We start from the raw sequence: 20598 nt of genomic DNA, 5'->3' as shown, positions 1-20598 counted from the left end.
TTCTTCTTGAAAGCTGAAGACAAGCATAAGGTGAACTAACACGTTTAAAGTGGGGGATGCTTTTGAAGTCGTGGATTGGAGCCTGCCAAATAGCGGCAGTTTACATAGGGACCATCATTGGAGCGGGGTTTGCGACTGGAAAAGAGATCGTTCAGTTTTTTTCTCAATTTGGTTTTTATGGACTGCTTGGAATCATGGTGAGTGGTGGTCTGTTTATCTTTCTGGGAGCCAAAATTATGCTGGCAGCCATTGATGTGCAGGCAAAGTCCTTTGAAGAGTTTAATGCTTATCTTTTTGGTGAGAAGCTTGGATTAGTGGCCACTTTTGTTCAATTCTTTATGCTGATTGGAGTCACAGGGGTTATGCTTTCAGGAACAGGAGCATTATTTGAGGAAAGATTCGAAATCCCGGCTAATATAGGCATCCTGTTAAGCATAGCCGCCGGTTTTTTGATTATGAAAAAGGGAATATCAGGATTGCTTGCTGTCAATGTATTCGTTGTCCCGCTTATGGTAATTTTTCATATATATGCGGCTGGAAAAGCTGTAGAGCAGCCGGACTTCTGGCAAACCATTTTTAAGGAGGGAACAGCCGATCACTCGTGGAAGCTGTGGACTTCTCCATTCAGCTACGCTGCATTTAATTTAGCCTTGGCTCAAGCTGTTCTTGTGCCGCTAGCTTTTGAGATAAAGGACAGGCAGACGATCAAAAGAGGAGCGTTTCTTGGAGGGGCAATATTAACTTGCTTAATGCTCGCAAGCCATGTGAGCTTAATTCAATTAGTCAACGTTGCCAATTATGAGATACCTATGGCACAGATTGTTGAATGGCTCATTCCAGCGTTTCATTTTGTTTATGCCTTTCTTATTTACGGAGAAATTTTTACATCTGTAATCGGAAATGTGTATGGATTGAAACAGCAGTTACAGGTCCATCTTTCATGGGCGCCGGCTATTCTATTAGTTATCATATTTTCTGCTGGCTTTTTGCTTAGTCAAATTTCATATGGTGCATTGCTTGGGTTTTTATATCCATTATTTGGGTTCATCAGTTTAGTTTTTCTTGTATTGCTCTGGAAGAAATAAAACGGACTGTTACAGTCCGTTTTATCACAGAAAGCAGCTGTTTTCCTTATTGCCTGCTGATGTGGCTATTTATTATAAAAGCGGAAACAGCACAATTAATAGCACATCAAACACAAGATGAGAGATGATAAGCATTGGAATGCTGCGTTTCCACACATACAAAGACCCCCAGAACAAGCCAGCAACAAAGGCTGCCAGAACCCAAATGAATTTATCTGAGTAGAGGAAAATGGAAGCATACAGCATGGAAGCGGCAATGATTGCTGTCAAATCATTGAAATAGACTGAAAGGCGTTTTTGAATAAATCCGCGCCAAAACAGCTCTTCACCGGGAATAAAAACTAGTATTAATACAATATAATGCCAGGAGAACTGGGGAGAGTACCACTTGTACATACTGGCTACTTGTTTTTCCCATGAAAAAGGAAGGACCGGCAGAAGGAGATGCCCCACAAAGAAGAGAGCATATAACAGCAGTCCGGATAAAACACCATATTTTAAATAACTGCGTGTCTTTTGCTTATCATCTATCTTTTCGCTAATAATGGCAAAGCTAATGAAGAAAAGATTTGCAGCTGTATATAAATACCAAAATATATCACGATCTGAGAATGTCATGTAGAGCAGCACATGCGCAAGAATGATACTCAAAAGTAGCCGCCAATCCTTAATAAGTGCCATCTTTCTGAACTCCTTTCTTTTCATACAGCACTTATTTTAACAAAAGGATGTAAAAAATAGAATGAAAATCCCTTGAAATGAAGAAAAGAGGAAGATTGATAGGGGCGGATGGAGCCCAAAAGAGAATAGCTGTACAATCAGGGCCTAGAAGATTGACAATGTGTAAGAAAAATGCAGGATGCTTAAAAAAGCAGCCGTATACTTATATACGGCTGCTTTTTTAAGCGTTTACAGAAGATTGGATAATTGTATAGTTTTTATGGTTGACCACTGTCTTTTCTTCCATTTCTAATTCTCTGAAGTTCTCCATAATCGTTAGATCAACGATCACTGAGTTTTCATTTACTTTTTCAACAATTCCTTGTAACCCATTTTTAAATTTAATCACATTCCCCACTTCTGCTTTCGTCATTTTTATCTCTCCTTCACAGATTAAATTAAAAAGCTTTCCTTGTTGTTTCTCGGTTGTATTTATATTAAGCTTTTGAAAGTAAGGCCTAACAGGAAAAGATGTCAATCATTTTTGCATTATAATAAATGGTAAAAAGAATTACTTTACAGTTTGCCTTATTTTTGTAAAAGAGTAAAGTATTTTGCCCAATAAGATGAAAAATTCAGAAAGAAGGGAAAATATGACGGCCACTGATGCAAAAAACCTGATGGATCAATTGAAAAACGGTGAAATTAATGAGTGTCACGTAAGCAACGAGCACTTTCTGATTTTTCAACGAGAGCTGGTAAAAAGAGAAGATTTTAAACACTTTAGGGGAGTGGCACAACGGGGGGGGTCTGTTATATATTATTATATGAAAGAGCCAAGAAGCTGATGAATCGCTTTTCATTAAATAAAAATATCAAAAAAATGTTTAAACCGAAGAAGACGGGTAATAATAAGTAACAGTACATGATAGGATTTACTCAAGCCTTTTCATTCTCATTTTTCCCCCCATTTTAATCCGGACAAATTACTGTCCGGATTTTTTTATTGTTCACACCCCCTTTTTTACGTGCATGAATCTTCTTAGAGAAAGTAGATCATTTTACATTTTTATAAGTGCACAACGTACTGCCCACATGATTCATTTACACTTTTTCTGATTATCTTAGGAGACAACAAATGAAGGAAAATTCGAAATATACTATAATAATAGAGAGAAGAAGGGAGGCTGTTAAGATGGATGGATCTTTTCAAGGAAAAACAGCATTAGTTCTTGCCTCAAGCCAGGGGCTTGGGAAAGCCATTGCTACAAAATTGGCGGAAGAAGGGGCAAATGTTATGCTTGCCAGCAGAAACGGCGGTAAATTGGAAGAGGTAAAACGGCAGCTGCAGAGAGAGAATGTGAGCCAGGTTGATTATAGTGTTTGCGATATTACAAAACCAGAGGAAATTAAGTCATTAGTAAACAAAACGATTGAGAAATTTGGGACGATTCATATTTTAGTTAATAATGCAGGGGGACCACCAGCCGGATCATTTGTCGACATGACAGATGAGCAATGGCAACAGGCATTTGAGTTGAATTTATTATCGTACATACGGACAATACGAGAAGCGTTGCCTTACTTGAAAAAACAAGGAGGCAAGATTATTAATATTGCTTCTTCTTCAATTAAAGAGCCGATTTCCGGATTGGTTTTATCGAATACATTTCGTACAGGAATTGTAGGCCTTTCTAAAACGCTGGCAGAAGAGCTGGCTCCTTATGGAATTTTAGTTAATACAGTGGCACCAGGACGCATTGCTACAGATCGTCTGAAATATCTAGATGAGATTAATGCTGAGAAGCAAGGAATTTCCGTTGAGCAATTGGGTGAGCAGATAAAGAAAAGAATACCGCTTGGCCGGTATGGAAAACCGGAAGAGTTTGCTAATGTAGTCGCTTTCTTAGCCTCTGATGCGAACACCTACATGACAGGCAGCAGTTTCTTGGTGGATGGCGGCATGATTCGATCCATTTAACAACAAAAAAATTTCTTTTTATGGTTTAATTCGGCAGGATAGTGGGAAGTATATAACCAAGCATGATCAATTGGAGATTCTCACTCACAACCCCCTTTTCTTGGGACCTGCTGAATGGCAGGTCTTTTTTTTGTTGTATATCCGTAGAACATATATGTTTGAAATAATTATTCGTTAGTAAAAGTTGCCTGCCTAACATTAGGTAGGTGCTGGTTTTTTAATATAAAGGTGGGAAAATGATGCAGACAATGAAAATTGGGTTTATCGGTACAGGAGTAATGGGAAAAAGCATGGCGCACCATTTGCAGGAGGCAGGACACCAATTATTTCTTTATACGCGTACAAAAGAGAAGGCGGAGGAATTGCTCACTAAAGGGGCTGTATGGTGCCAAACGCCAGCTGAAGTGTCCGGTCAAACAGATGCAGTATTTACGATTGTCGGCGAGCCTCATGATGTAGAGGAAGTATATTTAGGAGCAGAGGGGATCCTGGCAGGAGGAAGGAAAGGCCAGGTGGTGATCGACATGACCACTTCGCAGCCTAGCCTTGCTCGAAAAATCTATGAACAAGCAAAAGCAAAAGGAATAGATGCTCTGGATGCACCAGTTTCGGGCGGAGATACAGGTGCAAGAAATGGAACGCTTGCTATCATGGTCGGTGGGGACAAAGCTGCATTTGAAAAAGTGTTGCCGCTCCTTCAAACGCTCGGGAGTAATATCATCTATCAAGGAGAAGCGGGAGCAGGGCAACATACAAAGATGAGCAATCAGATAGCTATTGCAACAAATATGATTGGTGTTTGCGAAGCGCTCCTCTATGCACAAAAGGCTGGACTTGATTTGGATAGCGTGTTAAAGAGCATTTCTACAGGGGCAGCAGGCAGTTGGTCTTTATCTAATCTGGCCCCGCGAATGATCCGGGGAGACTTTGCACCGGGTTTTTATGTAAAGCACTTCATAAAGGATATGAGAATAGCGATCGAAGAATCAGAAAAAATGGGATTGGAGCTGCCGGGCCTATCGCTGGCTAAAAAGATGTATGAAGAGCTGGCTTCAAGAGGGGAGGAAGCCAGCGGAACACAAGCACTGTTTAAATATTGGGGATAGGTGGAAAAAGTGCTCGGAGGCGGCTTGACCGGCCGGCTCCAAGCGCTTTTAATTTTTTGTTTTGTTTAAAAATGCCTCGATGCGATCAAGTCCTTTACGTAATTCTTCCATTGAGCAAGCAAAAGAAAGCCGGAAATACCCTTCACCGAACTCGGAAAAGGCGCTGCCGGGAACAACAGCTACTTTTTGTTCCATTGCCAGTTTGTAACAAAAGTCGAAAGAAGAATCTTGCACCCAATCAGGAATAGCAATAAAGAAATAAAAAGCCCCGTCTGGCTTTACAATGTCCAACCCCATATTGGAAAGCCTATCGAATACATAATCCCGCCGCTTTTTATACTCAGCTTGCATCGGTAGAGCATCATTGATGCCAGTTGTCACAGCTTCTAACGCAGCCATTTGTGAGACAGAGGAAGCACAGGATACATTGTATTGATGGACTTTCAACATATGCTTGGCGATCTCTTCAGGCGCAAATAAGAAGCCGATCCGCCAGCCTGTCATTGCATGTGACTTAGACAGCCCATTTAATACGATGGTTTGCTCTCTTAAAAAAGAAGCAATAGACACATGGGAAGCGTCAAATGTTAATTCGCTATATATTTCATCTGCGATAACAAAAATATCTTTTCCTCTTAAAAGGTCAGCGATCTCTTTTAATTCCGCTTCTGTTAAACTCACACCGGTTGGATTAGACGGATAGGGCAAAATCACTGCTTTTGTTTTATCTGTTAGGGCTCCTTTTATCAACCCTGCAGTTAATTTAAATCCACTTGCCCGTGTATCAACTGTGCGTACAGTTGCTTGGCACATCTGGATAATTGGTTCATAGCCAGGATAAACGGGACCTGGTAAAATTACTTCATCACCCGGTGACAACAGCGTGCGCAGGGTAATATCGATTGCTTGGCTAGCTCCAACGGTCACAATGACTTCTGATTCGGGAGAATACGATAAATGGTATTTACTATGTACATAATCGGCTGCCGCTTTTCGCAATTCAAGGAGACCAGCATTATGAGTGTAGGTTGTAAAGTTATCAGCGATTGCTTCTTTGCCCGCTACTTTTACGTGTTCTGGCGTAAGGAAGTCAGGCTGGCCAATTGTAAGAGAGACCATGTCATCAACACCGCCGACCAGATTAAAGAACTTGCGGATTCCAGAAATCTGAATGTTTTTTACTTGTTTATTAATAAGGTGTTCCAATGAGGTTTCCGCCTTTCTGTATGGATATAATATATTGTAGCATTGAACGAGACAGACACCAGTGAAAATGAAGAAAACAATGGAGAAAAATATGATTAAAATTTGTATCTTAAAAACAGACGGTCAACTTGTCTTTGATTCCTCTCTAGAAGAGGTAAAAGCGCAAGATACAGTTTGGTATTGGGTAGACTTCTTCAATCCAGATGAAGAGGAAGCAAAAGTGCTAAAACGTTTTTTTCGTTTTCACCCTCTGGCGGTAGAGGATTGCCTTGACAATCAAAGTGGCCGGCCTAAATTAGACTTTTATAAGGATTACGCTTTTTTTCTTATCCATGCTCTTGATCAGCAAACGCTTGAGGGAAAAGAAACTGGCGTGTTCATGAATAAAGAAATGATGGTAACTGTTCATTTGCAGCCTATAGCCGAAATAAATGAAGTGTGGAAAAGTCTGTTGGAAAATGAGAGACTGCAACAGGGCCCAGTCGCTATTTTGCATAGATTGATTGACCGATTCGTGGATGAGTACTTTCCGCTGATTTATCATGTGGAGGATGCCTTAAACAGCATAGATGAAGAGCTGGATACCAATCCAGGGAATAATTTAATTGACCAATTATTTGATATCCGACATGATATGTCAAAACTGAGACGGACCATTATCCCAATGAGAGACCTTCTTTATCGGCTGCTGAACTCAACCCGGCTCGAATATATAGAGGATCGGCACATCTATTTTGGTGATATTCATGATCATTTAATGAAATTGGTGGAGATGCTGGAGTCATACCGCGAATTTTCTTCAGACGTTCGTGACAGCTATTTGTCCGTAAACTCGGATAAAATGAATAACATTATGATGACATTGACGGTCATCACAACGATTTTTATGCCTTTAACATTTATCGCGGGGATTTATGGCATGAATTTTGATCATATGCCTGAATTACACACTTCTTACGGGTATTTTATTGTTCTTGCCGTTATGGGTGTAATTGCCGTATCTATGTTTTTTATATTTGTAAAAGCAGGATGGCTTCAGTTGCATAAAAAGAAAAAGAAGCGATTTAAATAAGGATTTGTGATTGTTCTATAGGATCTGTCTAAATATTCCCCGAAAGAAACCGACATTATTAATGATAAGATAAATTGAAATATAAGGGGATAAATGAATGAATAGCGAAAATGGAATTCTATTAAAAAGTGGAACAAACGAACTGGAAATCGTTGAATTTGAAGTGCATGGCAATAAATATGGAATCAATGTTATTAAAGTAAAGGAGATTATTCAGCCGGTAGCTGTCACTTTTATTCCACATGCCCATGAGCATATTGAAGGAATTATCCAGCTGCGCGGGGAAGTGCTGCCGCTAGTAAACATGGCAAAAGTTTTGGGATTATCTGGTCAGGAATCAGGGCAGACGGATAAGTATATTGTTACTGAATTTAACAAGCAAAAAGTCGTTTTTCATGTTCAGAATGTCACCCGAATTCACCGAATCTCGTGGGAAGACATTGAAAAGCCATCTGACATGTACCAGGGAGGCGGCAACCAAGTAATCGGCGTTATTAAAATAAATGGTGAAATGGTCTTACTGCTCGACTTCGAGAAAGTCATTGTAGACATTAACCCGCAATCTGGTATTCATGTTGGGCAAATCAAGCAACTTGATAAAAGGGAGCGTTCGGGCAAAAGACTGGTTGTAGCAGAAGATTCTCCGCTATTAAGAAAACTGATCAGTGATACACTTGCTGAAGCGGGATATGATGCTGTAGAATTTTTTGAAAATGGCAAGCTAGCTTTGTCATACTTGGAGAGTCAGGCAGATGAAGTAGCTGCCGGAAAAGGGACACAGCTTTTAATTACAGACATCGAAATGCCGCAAATGGATGGTCACCATTTAACTAAACGGGTAAAGGAACATACCCAGCTGAAAGATCTTCCAATTGTGATTTTTTCTTCGTTAATTACTGAAGACTTGCGCCACAAAGGAGACGAAGTAGGGGCTGATGCCCAAGTAAGCAAACCAGAAATCGCAGAACTCATCAAGCATATTGATCGACTCGTTCTCTAAACATATAACATAAAAAACACCAGGGTCATCACGCCCGGTGTTTTTTGTTATATTCACTATATAAAGTTCTTTGGCAGCATGCTTTTCTAATGGGGAATCACAGGCATCTTTTAGGATAGAGGCTATTCTCATCCATTCAGGGTTTCCCAAAAAAGAAAGAGTTAGTTGAAAACTCTGAATGGAGAAGCTTAGACCCTATGCTAGTAAGATTGGCCGAGCGGTTTAAATACCGGTTTATGGTATTGTTTTTTGCGGGGAACAGAGGGCTCATTTTTTTCCATAAAGCCGGTATATAATTGTAAGAGTTTCTTTGCCTCTGTTAAATTCATATAAGTTTTCGGGTTCCGCTTTTTCTTATCCAAACTACCGAAATGAGGAAGAGTCGCAAAGTCTTCTTTGCAAGGCGGAATGTGAAACGTATAGTCGCCGCATACGACAAGGACATCGGACTGCTGCTGACTATTTTTTGGATTATTGGAAAAGTGAAGGCCGGCTTTCTCCGCCCGTCCTTCCTGTATCATCTTCAAAAGTGCTTTTTTCTTTAATAAATATAAATATTTAGGGTTTATAGCTGTCTTAGCATGCCGGTTGACAGTAAAGATTGCTTTAGCGAGGTTTGAAGTAGATGGAGAATGGGCAGGAGATTCTCTATGAGTACTCAATGAAAAGACTCCTTTCAGACTAATTTTAACCCATTATAACCTTTTTTTAGTTGATTGAAAAGTATCTGAATAATTTTAATTTTGTTATATAAAAGAGGAGAAAGCGGTAGAAATAGCTTTCTCCGTTACCTTATAGACTTTAACGTAAATACGGTAATCTCCGGAATAGATAAGAAACGGAAAGGAAGCCTTGTTGTACCTAAGCCGCGATTCACATAGAGAGTTAGGGGGGGATTACCTTTTATCTTGTATAGTCCTTCTTTATAAATTTCCGCATAGGGAGGAGTGTACAATGCTCCATACCAGGGCAGCTGGATTTGCCCACCGTGGGAATGGCCGCTCAATTGCAAATGAATGCCGGCATCTGCCGCCTCATCGGCAAGGTCTGGTGCGTGGGAAAGCAGAATAAGATACTGGTCTTTTTTGACTTTCTTTGTAGTTTGACTAAAGCTAGGTTGTCCCAGCGAAGCATCGTCTATGCCAAGTAGATAAATCGTTTCATTAAGATGTCTTAATTCCACCGAGTTATTTCTTAAAAGTGTAAATCCTGATTTCTCCATAATTGACTTATACAAATCAGTTCCATATCCGCCATGATCATGATTCCCGTAAACAGCAAATTTGCCTAAAGGGGCTTTTAGTTTGCGCAAAATAGAGATGACTTCCTTTGTCTTTGATGATTGATAGTCATCCGGTCTATCCAACAGGTCACCAGTAAAGAAGATGAAGTCTGGATCGAGTGAATGAATGGTTTGGACGTGCTCCTCTAATTGTTGCAACGTATATTGGAAGCCTAGGTGAGTATCACTGAATTGTACAATCCGTTTATTATGAAAAGCTCGTGGAATTAATTCGTGGGAAATATCTAATTCAATGATTTGCAGACGTTTCGGTTCAATAAATCTAGCATAGGAATAGCCGCCTCCTGCCAGTCCGAATAGAGAGAGTAAGAATGCAAGAGATTGTTTTAAAAATGACCGGCGAGAAATTTTTTTTGCCATATAGTTTCACTCTTTCAACTGAAGTTCGACCTCTTTATAGTAGTGAAAAAAAGAGATTTAATAAATTAATTTGCATTAGGCGGTTGAACAATGTCCGTTCTTTTGTTCGCTCATTGCTTGTTCTTTCATATAGGGAGACAGTGCTATTTTACATGAAATTGGTTTGTCCATCTTTATCACTTTACTATATTCCTTGATTGTCAGTGAAATAACTGCAAGAAAAAAGGATGAAACAGAGAATTATCACTGCCATCCTTTATGAAGTGTCCTTACATTCCGTGCTTTTCTAACAAATTCGTTAACTTTTCAAGGTCAAAGCCAGTCACTGCTTCGTCGTGAACGACTACCGTAGGGGTGGAGGAAGCATTCCATCTAATTTCCCACTCCTGCCTTGCCAGGTGGTCCTCAGAAATATTTTTCTCCTCATAGCCCACTCCGCGATCCTTTAGAAATAGTTTGATTATTTGACATGGCGGACAGTCAGGCTGGGTATATAAAATAATGGGCTTCATTCAGTTTCTCCTTTATTTCTTTTGAATACAATATTAAAAATAAAATAGTTGGATATAAAATAGATGTATGGTATATTTCTTTTGCCTATTTATTTTATATCAAACAGATACGGGACAGTCAAAACCAAAATAAATATCGAATAGTACAAGGTGAAAGGGGCCGATCAATTTTATGTCACAATTAACAGGCATTATTCAACGATTAAAATCATTGCAAGAGGGCGGAGAAAACGGAGAGGTGCAACAGCGTTTGTTCGAGGTAAACGGCAAGACGCTTTGCCAGGTTAAGTTTTTCCCGGGAAAAGATACATTTGAACTGGAAGTATATGATAAAGACGGAAAGGGCAATAAGTATCCTTTTGATGACATTGACATGACTGCTATTGAAATTTTTGAACTTCTCCAGGAAGAAAAACAGCAGTAATAGTCATACTCTAGCCCTGCTTACATTTAAGCGGGGCTTTTGGCAATCATGGAAATGTATGGGGAGAATTTGCTATAATTAAAGAAAGCGCCTTGAACGAATGGGAGTGCCATCAGCATGACCATAAAAAAGACATCTCTCAGAAAAGTGTAAAGGGGTAGTAATCAGATGATTTCTTTTGAAAGTAAAGATGTCCTTCATACGAACATTATGGATTATATTATTCCTGCCGAAAAAGTTGCCCATGTACAACCTGGGAATAATTTAGAGCATGCTTTGTTGATCTTAACAAAAAGCGGATATACAGCTATTCCAGTACTAGATGCTAAATATAGGCTTCAAGGGCTAATTAGCTCACCGATGATTACCGAAGCGATCCTTGGGTTGGAGAGAATTGAGTTTGAGAAGCTGGAACATATGAGAGTGGAGGAAGTGATGGCGACAGATAAGCCATGGCTTACTATTCATGATCATTTTCGAAAAGCGCTTGGACTATTAATCAATCACCCTTTTTTATGTGTAACCAATGAGGAAGGGGAATTTCAAGGCATATTGACCAGAAGAGTGATTCTCAAGCAGTTGAATTACCATGTGGATCAGCTTAAATAAATAAAACTTTATTTCTGACCGGATTCCCTTCAGGCAGAGAAGCATGAGAAATGCGAAAGCTTCTCTGCTTTTTCTCGTGAAGGCCCGGTTTTTTTGTAGGTCTGTAAGGAGGATAGGGAAGTTGGATAATGTCCTACGTAAAGAAAGAAAATTGACAAAGCGGCCCTTGGTGTTAGCGGCAGTTATACTCGCTATGTTCATGGGAGCGATTGAGGCGACAATCGTCTCTACGGCTATGCCTGATATCGTGGCGGATTTGGGTGGTTTTTCTCTCTATAGCTGGGTGTTTTCTTCCTATTTATTGATGAACGCAGCTACCGTGCTTATTTACGGGAAGCTGTCTGATATTTTTGGGCGCAAGCCGGTACTGATTATCGGTATTTTAATTTTTCTTATAGGCTCTTTTTTATGCGGCTTGGCCGATTCAATGGGACAGCTTATTTTCTTTCGTCTTGTTCAAGGAATTGGAGCCGGGGCTGTCATGCCAATTGCCACAACGATTGTTGGCGACATTTATACGAAAGAAGAGCGTGCGAAGGTGCAAGGATATCTTTCTAGTGTATGGGGAATTTCGGCAGTGACTGGTCCTGCACTTGGCGGGCTGCTCGTGGAATTTATTAGCTGGCGCTTTGTATTTTGGATTAACCTACCGTTAGGTGTATTGGCGATTGCCGGTTTATGGCTATTTTTACATGAAAACATGGAAAAGAAAAAGCCGGAAATTGATTACGCTGGTACTTTCGTATTTTTAATTTCAATTTCTGGCCTCATGTTTTTATTAGTAGAAGGCGGCTCCAAGTTTCCTTGGGTTTCAGGAAAGAGTGTTCTATTGTTTGCTATTTCAGCGCTAGCTTTTATCCTATTTATTTGGGTGGAAAGACGAGCTTCCTCCCCGATGATGCCTTTCAACCTATGGAAGGTCCGTTCAATATTAATCGCTAATATTGTCTCCTTAACGACCGGTGTGATGCTTATCGGCATTTCTAGTTTTCTGCCTACCTATGTGCAGGGAGTTATGGGGGAGAGTGCCACAGTAGCTGGCTTTACGTTGACGGCGATGTCTATTGGGTGGCCGATTGCTTCAACGCTCTCAGGGAAGATGCTTTTGACTATCGGTTATCGCCAAACAACAATTATTGGTGGCTTGTCCCTTATTTTAGGCAGCGTCTTGTTTATCTTCATGAATGCAGAAAGCGGCCCTTGGTGGGCGGCTGTTTCTTCCTTCTTTGTTGGGGTAGGGATGGGACTTACATCAACTGCTTTCATTGTCTCCATTCAAAACTCCGTAGAGTGGGATCAGCGTGGGGCAGCCACTGCTGCCAATATGTTTATGAGGAACTTAGGAAATACTGTAGGGGCTGCCTTGCTCGGTGGTGTTTTAAACAGTCGGCTGCAATCATTCTTACACAATCAGCCGGATGAAGAGATGAGGTCCCTTTCCGTTGATTCTATTAATGAACTGCTGGGCGGCAAGGAAAGCCAGCTTTCAGATAAAATGTTCCACATGCTTCAGGAAGGATTGGCGGGTTCGTTGCATGCTGTTTATGTAGTGGTATGTATCTTTGCTGTATTTTCTTTTCTCTTCCTATTATTGTTAAAAAAGGGTGAATGATTCGTTCGTTGTTCGGAGGGAGACAATATGCTATTTTCGGAATTTCAATTATTAAAGGTTTTAGCAGAGGAAATGAATATGAGAAAGGCAGCGCAACGGCTTTTTGTTTCACAGCCGGCGCTGTCCCAGCGGCTGCAAACGATTGAAAAAGAGTGGGGAGTGAAAATTTTTAATCGCTCGACGAAAGGTTTGTCTCTAACGCCGGCTGGAGAAATCATTGTTCAATTTGCTGCAGAAGTCGTAGAAAAAAGGGAGAAAGTGCTTGAAAATATTCACGCATTAGAATCGGAAGTCCACGGTACATTAAAGATTGCCTGTGCGTCCATTGTTGGTCAAAAGTGGCTGCCAAAGGTATTAAAACGCTTCGTAAAAAAATATCCCCATGCCAAAATTTCTTTAATGACAGGCTGGAGCAGTGAAATCTCCAAAGCTCTTTATGAAGGGGAAGTACATATTGGCATTATCAGAGGAACGCCCGAGTGGAAAGGGCGAAAAATTCATCTATTTGAGGATAGCCTGTTCTTAGTAGATAAAGAAATCCGTAATGTAGAGGAGATATTAACCTCGGATAAGCCTTTTATTCAATTTAAAAGCGATTCCACCTATTACCAAGAGATTCAAGAATGGTGGCATCGTCAGTTTCAAATGGCGCCGAAGCAATCGATCATTGTTGACCAGATAGAAACGTGCAAGCAGATGGCGTTTAATGGAATTGGCTATGCGATTTTACCGGCAATTACGTTGGATGAAGCTGAAGGAGATGTATATAAACTGCCTTTGCTTGATGAAGAACAGCGGCCTCTTCGCCGAGACACATGGCTTCTCGGGTATGATGCGGCTTTTGAATTAAAGCAGGTACAAGCATTTATTGAGATCGTGGAAGAGTGCAAATGAAGGGACAGCGTGTAAAAATATTCTTGTGAAATGTTCTTTACTCTGATAAATTAAGAAGAAATGCGAAGCAAAATTTTAAAATTTTTCGCAGTACATATGATTAGTAGGAGGAATACATAGCATGAAAATGATGGATGCACATGAAATTATTTCTTTTATCAGCAATAGCACAAAATCAACGCCAGTAAAAGTATATGTAAAAGGTGAACTCGAAGGCATTAACTTTGGTTCTTCTTCCAAAACATTTATCGAAGGCCGTTCAGGTGTAGTATTCGGTGAGTGGTCAGAAATTTCTGAAGCCATTCAACAAAATGAAGGCAAAATCGAAGAGTATGTAGTAGAGAATGACCGCCGCAACTCAGCGATTCCTTTGCTCGATTTAAAAGGGATCAAAGCGCGTATTGAGCCGGGAGCAATCATTCGCGATCAAGTAGAAATTGGTGACAATGTCGTAATTATGATGGGCGCTTCTATTAACATCGGCTCAGTTATTGGTGAAGGTACGATGATTGATATGAATGCGGTGCTTGGCGGACGTGCTACTGTTGGGAAAAACTGTCATGTAGGTGCTGGGGCAGTGCTGGCAGGAGTTATTGAGCCGCCTTCTGCACAACCGGTTGTTCTGGAAGACGATGTGTTAATCGGTGCAAATGCAGTAGTATTAGAAGGTGTAAGAATCGGACAAGGATCTGTTGTTGCGGCAGGAGCAATCGTTACAGAAGATATTCCGCCGTTTTCAGTAGCAGTCGGGGCACCGGCAAAAGTCATTAAACAAATTGACGATAAAACAAAGTCAAAAACAGAAATCATGCAGGAATTACGCAAACTGTAAGCAGCATGTAGGAGAAATTCAAGAGAAGCACGGGCTGCAGCCCGTGCTTCTTTATTAAAGAAAGTGAGTGAAGAAAGTGGGAAGCAGTCCGTTTATAAGTATCCGAAGAGACCTCCATCAAATTCCTGAGTTAGGGTTTAATGAGTATAAGACACAAAGCTATATCCTTCAGTATCTGAACTCTCTTCCACAAGAGCGATTAGAAGTTAAGACATGGAAAACTGGCATCCTTGTTAAAATCAAAGGCAAAACAAGCCACCGGATAATTGGTTACCGAGCGGATATGGATGGCCTGCCGATTGAAGAGCAGACAGGCCTCTCATTTCGCTCCTCACATCCGGGGATGATGCATGCTTGCGGTCATGATGTGCATATGAGCATTGCTTTAGGGGTACTTACTTATTTTGTTCATAATGAAATTGACCCTGATCTGCTGTTTGTGTTCCAGCCGGCTGAAGAAGGACCCGGAGGAGCAGAGCCGATGATAAAAAGTGAAGAGATGAAAGCGTGGATGCCAGATGAAATATATGCCTTGCATATTGCTCCTGAATACCCGGCAGGGACAATCGCGACGAAAGAGGGCTTATTATTCGCAAACACTTCTGAGTTATTTATCGATTTAACTGGAAAAGGAGGACATGCGGCGTTTCCACATGAGACAAAGGATATGGTCGTTGCAGCGGCCCATTTAATTACCCAGCTGCAAACGGTTGTGTCGAGGAATGTGAATCCACTCGACAGTGCAGTAGTTACAGTCGGAAAGCTGACTGGCGGAACCGTTCAAAACGTGATTGCGGAAACCGCACGCATCGAAGGAACAATTCGCACTTTGTCCGCGGAGTCAATGCTCAAAGTAAAAAAACGGATCGAAGCTCTTGTAAAGGGGATCGAAATGGGCTTTGAATGCACAGCTACCATCGATTATGGCAGTAACTATTATCAAGTAAATAATGACTCTCATGTCTCCGAACGTTTTATTTCCTTCATGGAACGCCAGAAGGACATTGAACTCGTTATTTGCACAGAGGCGATGACAGGCGAGGATTTCGGCTATATGCTGAAAGAGATTCCGGGATTAATGTTTTGGCTTGGGGTAGGCTCTGAACACGGACTTCATCACGCAAAGCTGAATCCGAATGAAAAAGCGATTACAGTTGGAATTGATGCGCTTACGAATTATTTTAAAACGCTTACTTAACAGCCGCTCCATTCTCCCTACTCTTGTCGATAAGGCCTCCAGGATAGCTGTAGAGGGGTTATTATTTGGTTGTAAGGAAAGAACATGATACACTGGATATAAATGATAGCGTTAAAAAAAGCGTGGCAGGGAACAACAATAGAGGGTGTTTTTTTAGAAAGCCTGCAGAATTTTTTTGTATTAATTTCTTTTTTAAAATTATTATAAACAGTTGTTGACGCCGATATTTGCATCTATTATAATAACTGTGATAAGGAAAGTAATTGAGAATAATCTTTTACTTTCTCATTTATAATTGAATTCTATTTTGGAGGGATTTTAGAAATGGCAGAACGCATGGTAGGAAAACAAGCTCCACGTTTCGAAATGGACGCAGTATTGGCTAATAAGGAGTTTGGAAAAGTAAGTCTTGAAGAAAACATGAAAAATGACAAGTGGACAGTATTATTCTTCTACCCAATGGACTTTACTTTCGTATGTCCAACAGAAATCACTGCTGTATCTGACCGCTATGATGAGTTCGAAGATTTGGATGCAGAAGTAATTGGTGTTTCTACTGATACAATTCATACTCACTTAGCATGGATTAATACAGACCGTAAAGACAATGGTCTTGGCGATCTGAAATATCCACTTGCTGCTGATACAAACCACACAGTATCCCGTGAATATGGCGTATTAATTGAAGAAGAAGGCGTAGCACTTCGCGGGTTATTCATCATCAATCCAGAAGGCGAACTTCAATACCAAGTAGTAAACCACAATAACATCGGCCGCGATGTAGATGAAACTCTTCGTGTGCTTCAAGCGCTTCAAACAGGCGGACTCTGCCCTGCAAACTGGAAGCCAGGTCAAAAAACTCTGTAAGATCTTTTACAGAGAAATAACTGAGCGTAACAAACAAAAAGGCCTAACTTATTCGTTAGGTCTTTTTTAGAAATAAGAGGGAGGCTATTTAAATGAAATTAAGAGAACCAATGCCGGAATTAAACGGTGCAACTGCCTGGTTGAATGGCGAAGTGACAAAAGATGAATTGGTTGGTGAAAAACCAACACTTATCCACTTTTGGTCTATCAGTTGTCATCTATGTAAAGAAGCAATGCCAAAAGTAAATGAATTCCGCGATGAATACAGCGACAAACTGAATGTCGTGGCTGTACATATGCCCCGCTCTGAAGATGATCTTAACCTTGAAGAAATTAAATCTGTAGCAGAAGAGCATGGAATTACACAGCCGATTTTTGTAGACAGTGAGCATAAATTAACAGAAGCATTTGAAAACCAATATGTTCCTGCTTATTATGTGTTTGATAAAGACGGCAATCTCCGCCATTTCCAAGCCGGAGGAAGCGGCATGAAAATGCTGGAAAAGCGTGTGAATCGCGTATTAGATGAAACAGAGAAAAATGCACAATAAAAAACGAACCAGCTGATGAGCTGGTTTTTATTTATATAAATTTGTGAAAAAAATCACAAAATCTTTGGTAAGATTCCTTCATTTTCTTGTGCCCGGTGTTTAGAATGAAAAGAAGAGGTAAAATAAATTCAATAGTGTAAAAATAAGGAGGTCTCTTAATGGAACTGGATAGTGTCATGCTCAGCCGGATGCTGACCTCAATGACATTAGCATTTCATATTATTTTTGCCACAATTGGTGTAGGGGTTCCTGTAATGATTGCTATTGCCGAATTTATTGGAATTAAAAGAAATGACCCCTATTATCTACTGTTGGCAAGACGTTGGGCTCGGGGATTTACCATTACAGTGGCTGTTGGTGTTGTAACAGGAACAGCGATTGGATTACAATTGTCGCTTCTTTGGCCGAGTTTTATGGAGGTAGCCGGGCAAGTGATTGCGCTGCCTTTATTTATGGAGACATTTGCCTTTTTCTTTGAAGCTATCTTCTTAGGGATTTACTTATACACATGGGATCGATTCAAAAACAGAATGACACATTGGGTATTAACCATTCCAGTTATGATTGGATCTTCCGCTTCAGCTTTGTTTATTACCACCGTTAATGCATTTATGAACACACCTCAGGGATTTGAACTTGAGGATGGAAAAGCCGTTAATATTGATCCGATCGCTGCCATGTTAAACCCGGCTACTCCTTCCAAGGTCTTCCATGTATTAACGACTTCTTATATGACGGCTGCTGCTGTGCTGGCAGCTATCGCGGCTGTTGCGATTATTAAAGGGAAAAGAGGACAGTATGAGAGAAAGGCTTTACGTTTAACACTTATTTGTACATTTATCTTTTCTATACTTACAGCGCTTGCTGGAGATGTATCGGCGAAATTCTTAGCTGAAGAGCAACCTGAGAAACTGGCGGCTGCAGAATGGCACTTTGAGACAGAGAGAGGCGCCGATCTTATTTTGTTTGGCACACTCGATGAAAACAACGAAATAAAGAATGAGATTCGCCTTCCAGGGTTTTTAAGCTTTTTAGCCGGCAGCTCATTTGACACGAAAGTAATCGGGTTGAATGAGTTTCCAGAAGATGAACGTCCGCCGTTATGGGTGCACTATATGTTTGACCTTATGGTTTCAATCGGCTTTTTTGTCCTGGGGGTTTCTGGCGTATATATATTGATGGATAGAATTAAACGGTTTAATGAACTGAATAAACCGCTGTTATGGTTGGTTACAGCCGGTGGGCCACTCTCTATGCTGGCAATTGAATTTGGCTGGATTTACGCGGAGGTAGGGCGTCAGCCATGGATATTAAACGGATATATGAAGGTGTCAGAAGCTGCGACGACAGGCGATGGGGTGGGGCTCACGTTTATCCTATTTGCTCTTCTTTATTTGGTGCTCGGAGTTATTTGTGTCTTTGTGTTAATTCGTATGTTTAAACATACACCGGCAGAAGCCGAGTTGGAACAGCGTTTCCCAAACCTTTGATCAGTTAGAGGAGGATGAGAGCCATGAATTTAGAACTTCTTGGTATTACTGTTCTATGGACATTTTTATACGGTTATTTGATCGTTGCGTCCATCGATTTCGGTGCCGGCTTTTTCGCTTATTATGGAAAAATAACGAAAAAAGATCACTTGATTAATGATTTAATTTCCAGATACTTATCGCCCGTATGGGAGGTAACGAATGTCTTTTTTGTCTTTTTCTTTGTCGGGATCGTAGGTTTTTTCCCAAGCACGGCTTATTATTTTGGAACAGCCTTGCTGATCCCCGGCAGCATAGCGATTATTTTGTTAGCAATCCGTGGATCGTTTTATGCATTCAATAATTATGGCTCCAGGAGCAGTACGGCTTATTTATTCTTATACGGAGCGACAGGGCTGTTAATTCCTGCCTCACTCTCAACGGCTTTAACCATTTCTGAAGGGGGCTTTTTAAAAGTAGAAGGGGATAAGGTTACTTTTTTGGCAAAAGAATTGTTTGCAAGTCCCTATTCCTGGAGTGTAGTAATCTTGTCTATCGTTTCTGTTTTATTCATTAGTGCTGCCTTTTTAACTTATTATGCAGACCGGGCAGATGATAGAGGGGCACGGACGATCTTGCGTAAATTTGCCTTGCTGTGGAGCCCGCCGACAATTGTGGCCAGCTTCCTTGTGTTTGTTTCGCTGCGGGAACATAACCCTGAACATTTTCATAAGGCAGTGAGTGAGTACTGGTGGATGTTTGCGTTATCGCTGCTTTGCTTTATCATTGCCTCTTGTCTGATCTATATAAGGAGAAATTTCGGCACGGCGTTTATTTTAGTTATGCTGCAATTCTTTTTTGCTTTCTTTGGTTATGGAGCATCCCATTTACCATATATTTTGTATCCGCACGTTGTCCTGCATGAAAGTGTAACGAATGAAACAATGGCTGTTGCGCTGGTTATTGTTTTTGTGCTAGGGCTGCTGCTGTTAATTCCCTCTCTCTATTTGTTAATGAAGCTATTCCTATTCGATGCGGAGTATGTAAAGGGGAAAAAACAATAAGTACACTATCGTATCGCTCTATCTTCTGTGATAGAATGGTCAGGTAATGAAACTTCGATGAACTAGTGGGGGAATTCATGTGAAAAAAGAGTTTGTGGTAATAGGCCTTGGTCGCTTTGGCGGCAGCATTTGTCGGGCGCTTTCAGAACAAGGAATGGAAGTGATGGCGATCGATGTTGACGAGGACCGCGTCAATGAATTTGCTGCTATTGCCTCACACGCTGTTGTAGCGGATACAACGGATGAGTCGGTGTTGAAAAGTCTTGGCATTCGCAATTTTGATCATGTCATTGTAGCGATTGGTGATGACATTCAGTCGAGCATTTTAACGACGTTAATGTTAAAGGAAATTGGCGTCAAGAAAGTGACAGCAAAAGCGCAAAATGACTATCATGAAAAAGTGCTTAGAAAAATCGGAGCGGATCATGTTGTTCATCCGGAGAGGGACATGGGCCGGAGAATCGCCCATAATATGATTTCTAATAATGTGCTTGATTACTTGGAATTATCTGATGAGCATTCCATCATGGAGATCGTGGCAAATAAGGTCTTGTCAGGAAATTCATTGATTGATTTAGATATCCGAGCAAGATATGGCATCAACATTGTGGCTATTAAAAGAGGAAGAGAAATCCTCGTTTCCCCCCAGGCTGACGAGAAGATAGCGGAAGGGGACATCCTGATTGTCATTGGCGCTGATTCCGATATTAATCGTTTTGAGCAGAAAGTAATGAACGCGTAACCACTACAAACATAAAAACATAAAAGAGTAAATCAAACAAAAAGATGCAGC

At 40.7% G+C, this 20598-nt stretch carries 23 protein-coding genes; 17 read left to right on the top strand and 6 right to left on the bottom strand.

The genetic code is table 11. The features are described from left to right. Positions 1–56 precede the first annotated feature (56 nt). The gene (locus tag MKZ02_RS17855) at positions 57–1085 is read left to right on the top strand and encodes a YkvI family membrane protein (protein WP_340854885.1); all 1029 of its coding nucleotides are present in this window, start codon (positions 57–59) and stop codon (positions 1083–1085) included. Between the two features lie 72 nt (positions 1086–1157). On the opposite strand, the gene MKZ02_RS17850 is transcribed toward MKZ02_RS17855, so the two are convergent. Together MKZ02_RS17850 and MKZ02_RS17845 are read right to left on the bottom strand one after the other, a co-directional pair. Continuing rightward, positions 1158–1766 (bottom strand): CPBP family intramembrane glutamic endopeptidase, encoded by a 609-nt coding sequence (locus tag MKZ02_RS17850; RefSeq protein ID WP_120036933.1) that lies wholly within the window; start codon positions 1764–1766, stop codon positions 1158–1160. A 220-nt stretch (positions 1767–1986) separates the two neighbouring features. Continuing rightward, complete coding sequence (locus MKZ02_RS17845; RefSeq protein ID WP_120036935.1) at positions 1987–2178, bottom strand: YkvS family protein; 192 nt, start codon at positions 2176–2178, stop codon at positions 1987–1989. 220 nt (positions 2179–2398) lie between these two features. Here MKZ02_RS17845 and MKZ02_RS17840 point away from each other — a divergent pair, with 220 nt between their 5' ends. The 3 genes from MKZ02_RS17840 to MKZ02_RS17830 all read left to right on the top strand — a co-directional run bounded on the left by MKZ02_RS17840 (position 2399) and on the right by MKZ02_RS17830 (position 4832). Further along, positions 2399–2593 carry a hypothetical protein gene (locus tag MKZ02_RS17840; RefSeq protein ID WP_340854879.1) on the top strand — a complete coding sequence of 65 codons (195 nt, stop codon included), beginning with the start codon at positions 2399–2401 and terminating at the stop codon, positions 2591–2593. Positions 2594–2940: 347 nt separating this feature from the next. Next, positions 2941–3726 carry an SDR family oxidoreductase gene (locus MKZ02_RS17835; protein WP_120036937.1) on the top strand — a complete coding sequence of 262 codons (786 nt, stop codon included), beginning with the start codon at positions 2941–2943 and terminating at the stop codon, positions 3724–3726. Between the two features lie 239 nt (positions 3727–3965). Beyond that, entirely contained in the window at positions 3966–4832 is an 867-nt protein-coding gene (locus tag MKZ02_RS17830; RefSeq protein WP_340854875.1) for an NAD(P)-dependent oxidoreductase, read from the top strand. A 48-nt stretch (positions 4833–4880) separates the two neighbouring features. Here the strand turns inward: MKZ02_RS17830 and MKZ02_RS17825 are convergent, their stop codons facing one another. Next, positions 4881–6038, bottom strand: a complete 1158-nt coding sequence (locus MKZ02_RS17825) for an aminotransferase A (RefSeq protein ID WP_120036941.1) — start codon at positions 6036–6038, stop codon at positions 4881–4883. 91 nt (positions 6039–6129) lie between these two features. Here MKZ02_RS17825 and corA point away from each other — a divergent pair, with 91 nt between their 5' ends. Both corA and MKZ02_RS17815 read left to right on the top strand, forming a co-directional pair. Further along, the gene (corA, locus tag MKZ02_RS17820; RefSeq protein ID WP_340854872.1) at positions 6130–7110 is read left to right on the top strand and encodes a magnesium/cobalt transporter CorA; all 981 of its coding nucleotides are present in this window, start codon (positions 6130–6132) and stop codon (positions 7108–7110) included. A gap of 97 nt (positions 7111–7207) precedes the next feature. Further along, positions 7208–8110, top strand: coding sequence for a chemotaxis protein (locus MKZ02_RS17815; protein WP_120036945.1), 903 nt, complete (start codon positions 7208–7210; stop codon positions 8108–8110). 200 nt (positions 8111–8310) lie between these two features. Here MKZ02_RS17815 and MKZ02_RS17810 read toward each other — a convergent pair whose 3' ends face one another. From MKZ02_RS17810 to MKZ02_RS17800, 3 genes are all read right to left on the bottom strand, one after another. Further along, on the bottom strand, positions 8311–8772 hold the full coding sequence (locus MKZ02_RS17810) for a YkyB family protein (RefSeq protein ID WP_340854871.1): 462 nt from the start codon (positions 8770–8772) through the stop codon (positions 8311–8313). 125 nt (positions 8773–8897) lie between these two features. After that, positions 8898–9773, bottom strand: coding sequence for a metallophosphoesterase (locus tag MKZ02_RS17805; protein ID WP_340854869.1), 876 nt, complete (start codon positions 9771–9773; stop codon positions 8898–8900). A gap of 269 nt (positions 9774–10042) precedes the next feature. Then, a complete protein-coding gene (locus MKZ02_RS17800) occupies positions 10043–10285 on the bottom strand; it encodes a glutaredoxin family protein (protein WP_340854868.1) in 243 nt (80 codons plus the stop codon). Positions 10286–10457: 172 nt separating this feature from the next. Between MKZ02_RS17800 and MKZ02_RS17795 the strand changes: the two genes are divergently transcribed. The 11 genes from MKZ02_RS17795 (at position 10458) to MKZ02_RS17745 (ending at position 20547) form a co-directional block, all read left to right on the top strand. After that, the gene (locus MKZ02_RS17795; protein WP_120036954.1) at positions 10458–10709 is read left to right on the top strand and encodes a YkuJ family protein; all 252 of its coding nucleotides are present in this window, start codon (positions 10458–10460) and stop codon (positions 10707–10709) included. 168 nt (positions 10710–10877) lie between these two features. Beyond that, positions 10878–11318: a cyclic-di-AMP-binding protein CbpB gene (gene cbpB, locus MKZ02_RS17790; RefSeq protein WP_120036956.1), complete on the top strand. Its 441-nt coding sequence runs from the start codon at positions 10878–10880 to the stop codon at positions 11316–11318. A gap of 121 nt (positions 11319–11439) precedes the next feature. Beyond that, positions 11440–12930 (top strand): MDR family MFS transporter, encoded by a 1491-nt coding sequence (locus MKZ02_RS17785; protein ID WP_340854865.1) that lies wholly within the window; start codon positions 11440–11442, stop codon positions 12928–12930. A 27-nt stretch (positions 12931–12957) separates the two neighbouring features. Continuing rightward, positions 12958–13824: a LysR family transcriptional regulator gene (locus MKZ02_RS17780; protein ID WP_120036961.1), complete on the top strand. Its 867-nt coding sequence runs from the start codon at positions 12958–12960 to the stop codon at positions 13822–13824. 121 nt (positions 13825–13945) lie between these two features. Then, positions 13946–14656, top strand: a complete 711-nt coding sequence (dapD, locus tag MKZ02_RS17775) for a 2,3,4,5-tetrahydropyridine-2,6-dicarboxylate N-acetyltransferase (protein ID WP_120036963.1) — start codon at positions 13946–13948, stop codon at positions 14654–14656. 76 nt (positions 14657–14732) lie between these two features. Next, positions 14733–15854, top strand: coding sequence for an N-acetyldiaminopimelate deacetylase (locus MKZ02_RS17770; protein WP_340854864.1), 1122 nt, complete (start codon positions 14733–14735; stop codon positions 15852–15854). A 324-nt stretch (positions 15855–16178) separates the two neighbouring features. Then, complete coding sequence (ahpA, locus tag MKZ02_RS17765) at positions 16179–16721, top strand: biofilm-specific peroxidase AhpA (protein WP_120036967.1); 543 nt, start codon at positions 16179–16181, stop codon at positions 16719–16721. A 92-nt stretch (positions 16722–16813) separates the two neighbouring features. Further along, the gene (locus MKZ02_RS17760) at positions 16814–17272 is read left to right on the top strand and encodes a TlpA family protein disulfide reductase (RefSeq protein WP_340854862.1); all 459 of its coding nucleotides are present in this window, start codon (positions 16814–16816) and stop codon (positions 17270–17272) included. Between the two features lie 158 nt (positions 17273–17430). Continuing rightward, positions 17431–18762: a cytochrome ubiquinol oxidase subunit I gene (locus tag MKZ02_RS17755; RefSeq protein WP_340854861.1), complete on the top strand. Its 1332-nt coding sequence runs from the start codon at positions 17431–17433 to the stop codon at positions 18760–18762. A 23-nt stretch (positions 18763–18785) separates the two neighbouring features. Beyond that, positions 18786–19805: a cytochrome d ubiquinol oxidase subunit II gene (locus MKZ02_RS17750; RefSeq protein ID WP_340854860.1), complete on the top strand. Its 1020-nt coding sequence runs from the start codon at positions 18786–18788 to the stop codon at positions 19803–19805. A gap of 79 nt (positions 19806–19884) precedes the next feature. After that, the gene (locus MKZ02_RS17745) at positions 19885–20547 is read left to right on the top strand and encodes a potassium channel family protein (RefSeq protein ID WP_120036975.1); all 663 of its coding nucleotides are present in this window, start codon (positions 19885–19887) and stop codon (positions 20545–20547) included. The last annotated feature ends 51 nt before the right edge of the window (positions 20548–20598 follow it).

It is taken from the genome of Pseudobacillus sp. FSL P4-0506 (assembly GCF_038003025.1).
GTDB lineage: Bacteria > Bacillota > Bacilli > Bacillales > Domibacillaceae > Pseudobacillus.
The sequence above is the reverse complement of the archived record's forward strand: the minus strand, read 5'-3'. Positions and strand labels throughout refer to the sequence as shown.

Coding starts and splice junctions, on each gene's coding strand:
- MKZ02_RS17850 (WP_120036933.1), bottom strand. CDS start 1,766: ATGGCACTTATTAAGGATTGGCGGCTACTTTTGAGTATCATTCTTGCG.
- cbpB (WP_120036956.1), top strand. CDS start 10,878: ATGATTTCTTTTGAAAGTAAAGATGTCCTTCATACGAACATTATGGAT.
- MKZ02_RS17800 (WP_340854868.1), bottom strand. CDS start 10,285: ATGAAGCCCATTATTTTATATACCCAGCCTGACTGTCCGCCATGTCAA.
- MKZ02_RS17780 (WP_120036961.1), top strand. CDS start 12,958: ATGCTATTTTCGGAATTTCAATTATTAAAGGTTTTAGCAGAGGAAATG.
- MKZ02_RS17815 (WP_120036945.1), top strand. CDS start 7,208: ATGAATAGCGAAAATGGAATTCTATTAAAAAGTGGAACAAACGAACTG.
- ahpA (WP_120036967.1), top strand. CDS start 16,179: ATGGCAGAACGCATGGTAGGAAAACAAGCTCCACGTTTCGAAATGGAC.
- MKZ02_RS17845 (WP_120036935.1), bottom strand. CDS start 2,178: ATGACGAAAGCAGAAGTGGGGAATGTGATTAAATTTAAAAATGGGTTA.
- dapD (WP_120036963.1), top strand. CDS start 13,946: ATGAAAATGATGGATGCACATGAAATTATTTCTTTTATCAGCAATAGC.
- MKZ02_RS17805 (WP_340854869.1), bottom strand. CDS start 9,773: ATGGCAAAAAAAATTTCTCGCCGGTCATTTTTAAAACAATCTCTTGCA.
- MKZ02_RS17795 (WP_120036954.1), top strand. CDS start 10,458: ATGTCACAATTAACAGGCATTATTCAACGATTAAAATCATTGCAAGAG.
- MKZ02_RS17750 (WP_340854860.1), top strand. CDS start 18,786: ATGAATTTAGAACTTCTTGGTATTACTGTTCTATGGACATTTTTATAC.
- MKZ02_RS17760 (WP_340854862.1), top strand. CDS start 16,814: ATGAAATTAAGAGAACCAATGCCGGAATTAAACGGTGCAACTGCCTGG.
- MKZ02_RS17840 (WP_340854879.1), top strand. CDS start 2,399: ATGACGGCCACTGATGCAAAAAACCTGATGGATCAATTGAAAAACGGT.
- MKZ02_RS17830 (WP_340854875.1), top strand. CDS start 3,966: ATGCAGACAATGAAAATTGGGTTTATCGGTACAGGAGTAATGGGAAAA.
- MKZ02_RS17835 (WP_120036937.1), top strand. CDS start 2,941: ATGGATGGATCTTTTCAAGGAAAAACAGCATTAGTTCTTGCCTCAAGC.
- MKZ02_RS17855 (WP_340854885.1), top strand. CDS start 57: ATGCTTTTGAAGTCGTGGATTGGAGCCTGCCAAATAGCGGCAGTTTAC.
- MKZ02_RS17755 (WP_340854861.1), top strand. CDS start 17,431: ATGGAACTGGATAGTGTCATGCTCAGCCGGATGCTGACCTCAATGACA.
- corA (WP_340854872.1), top strand. CDS start 6,130: ATGATTAAAATTTGTATCTTAAAAACAGACGGTCAACTTGTCTTTGAT.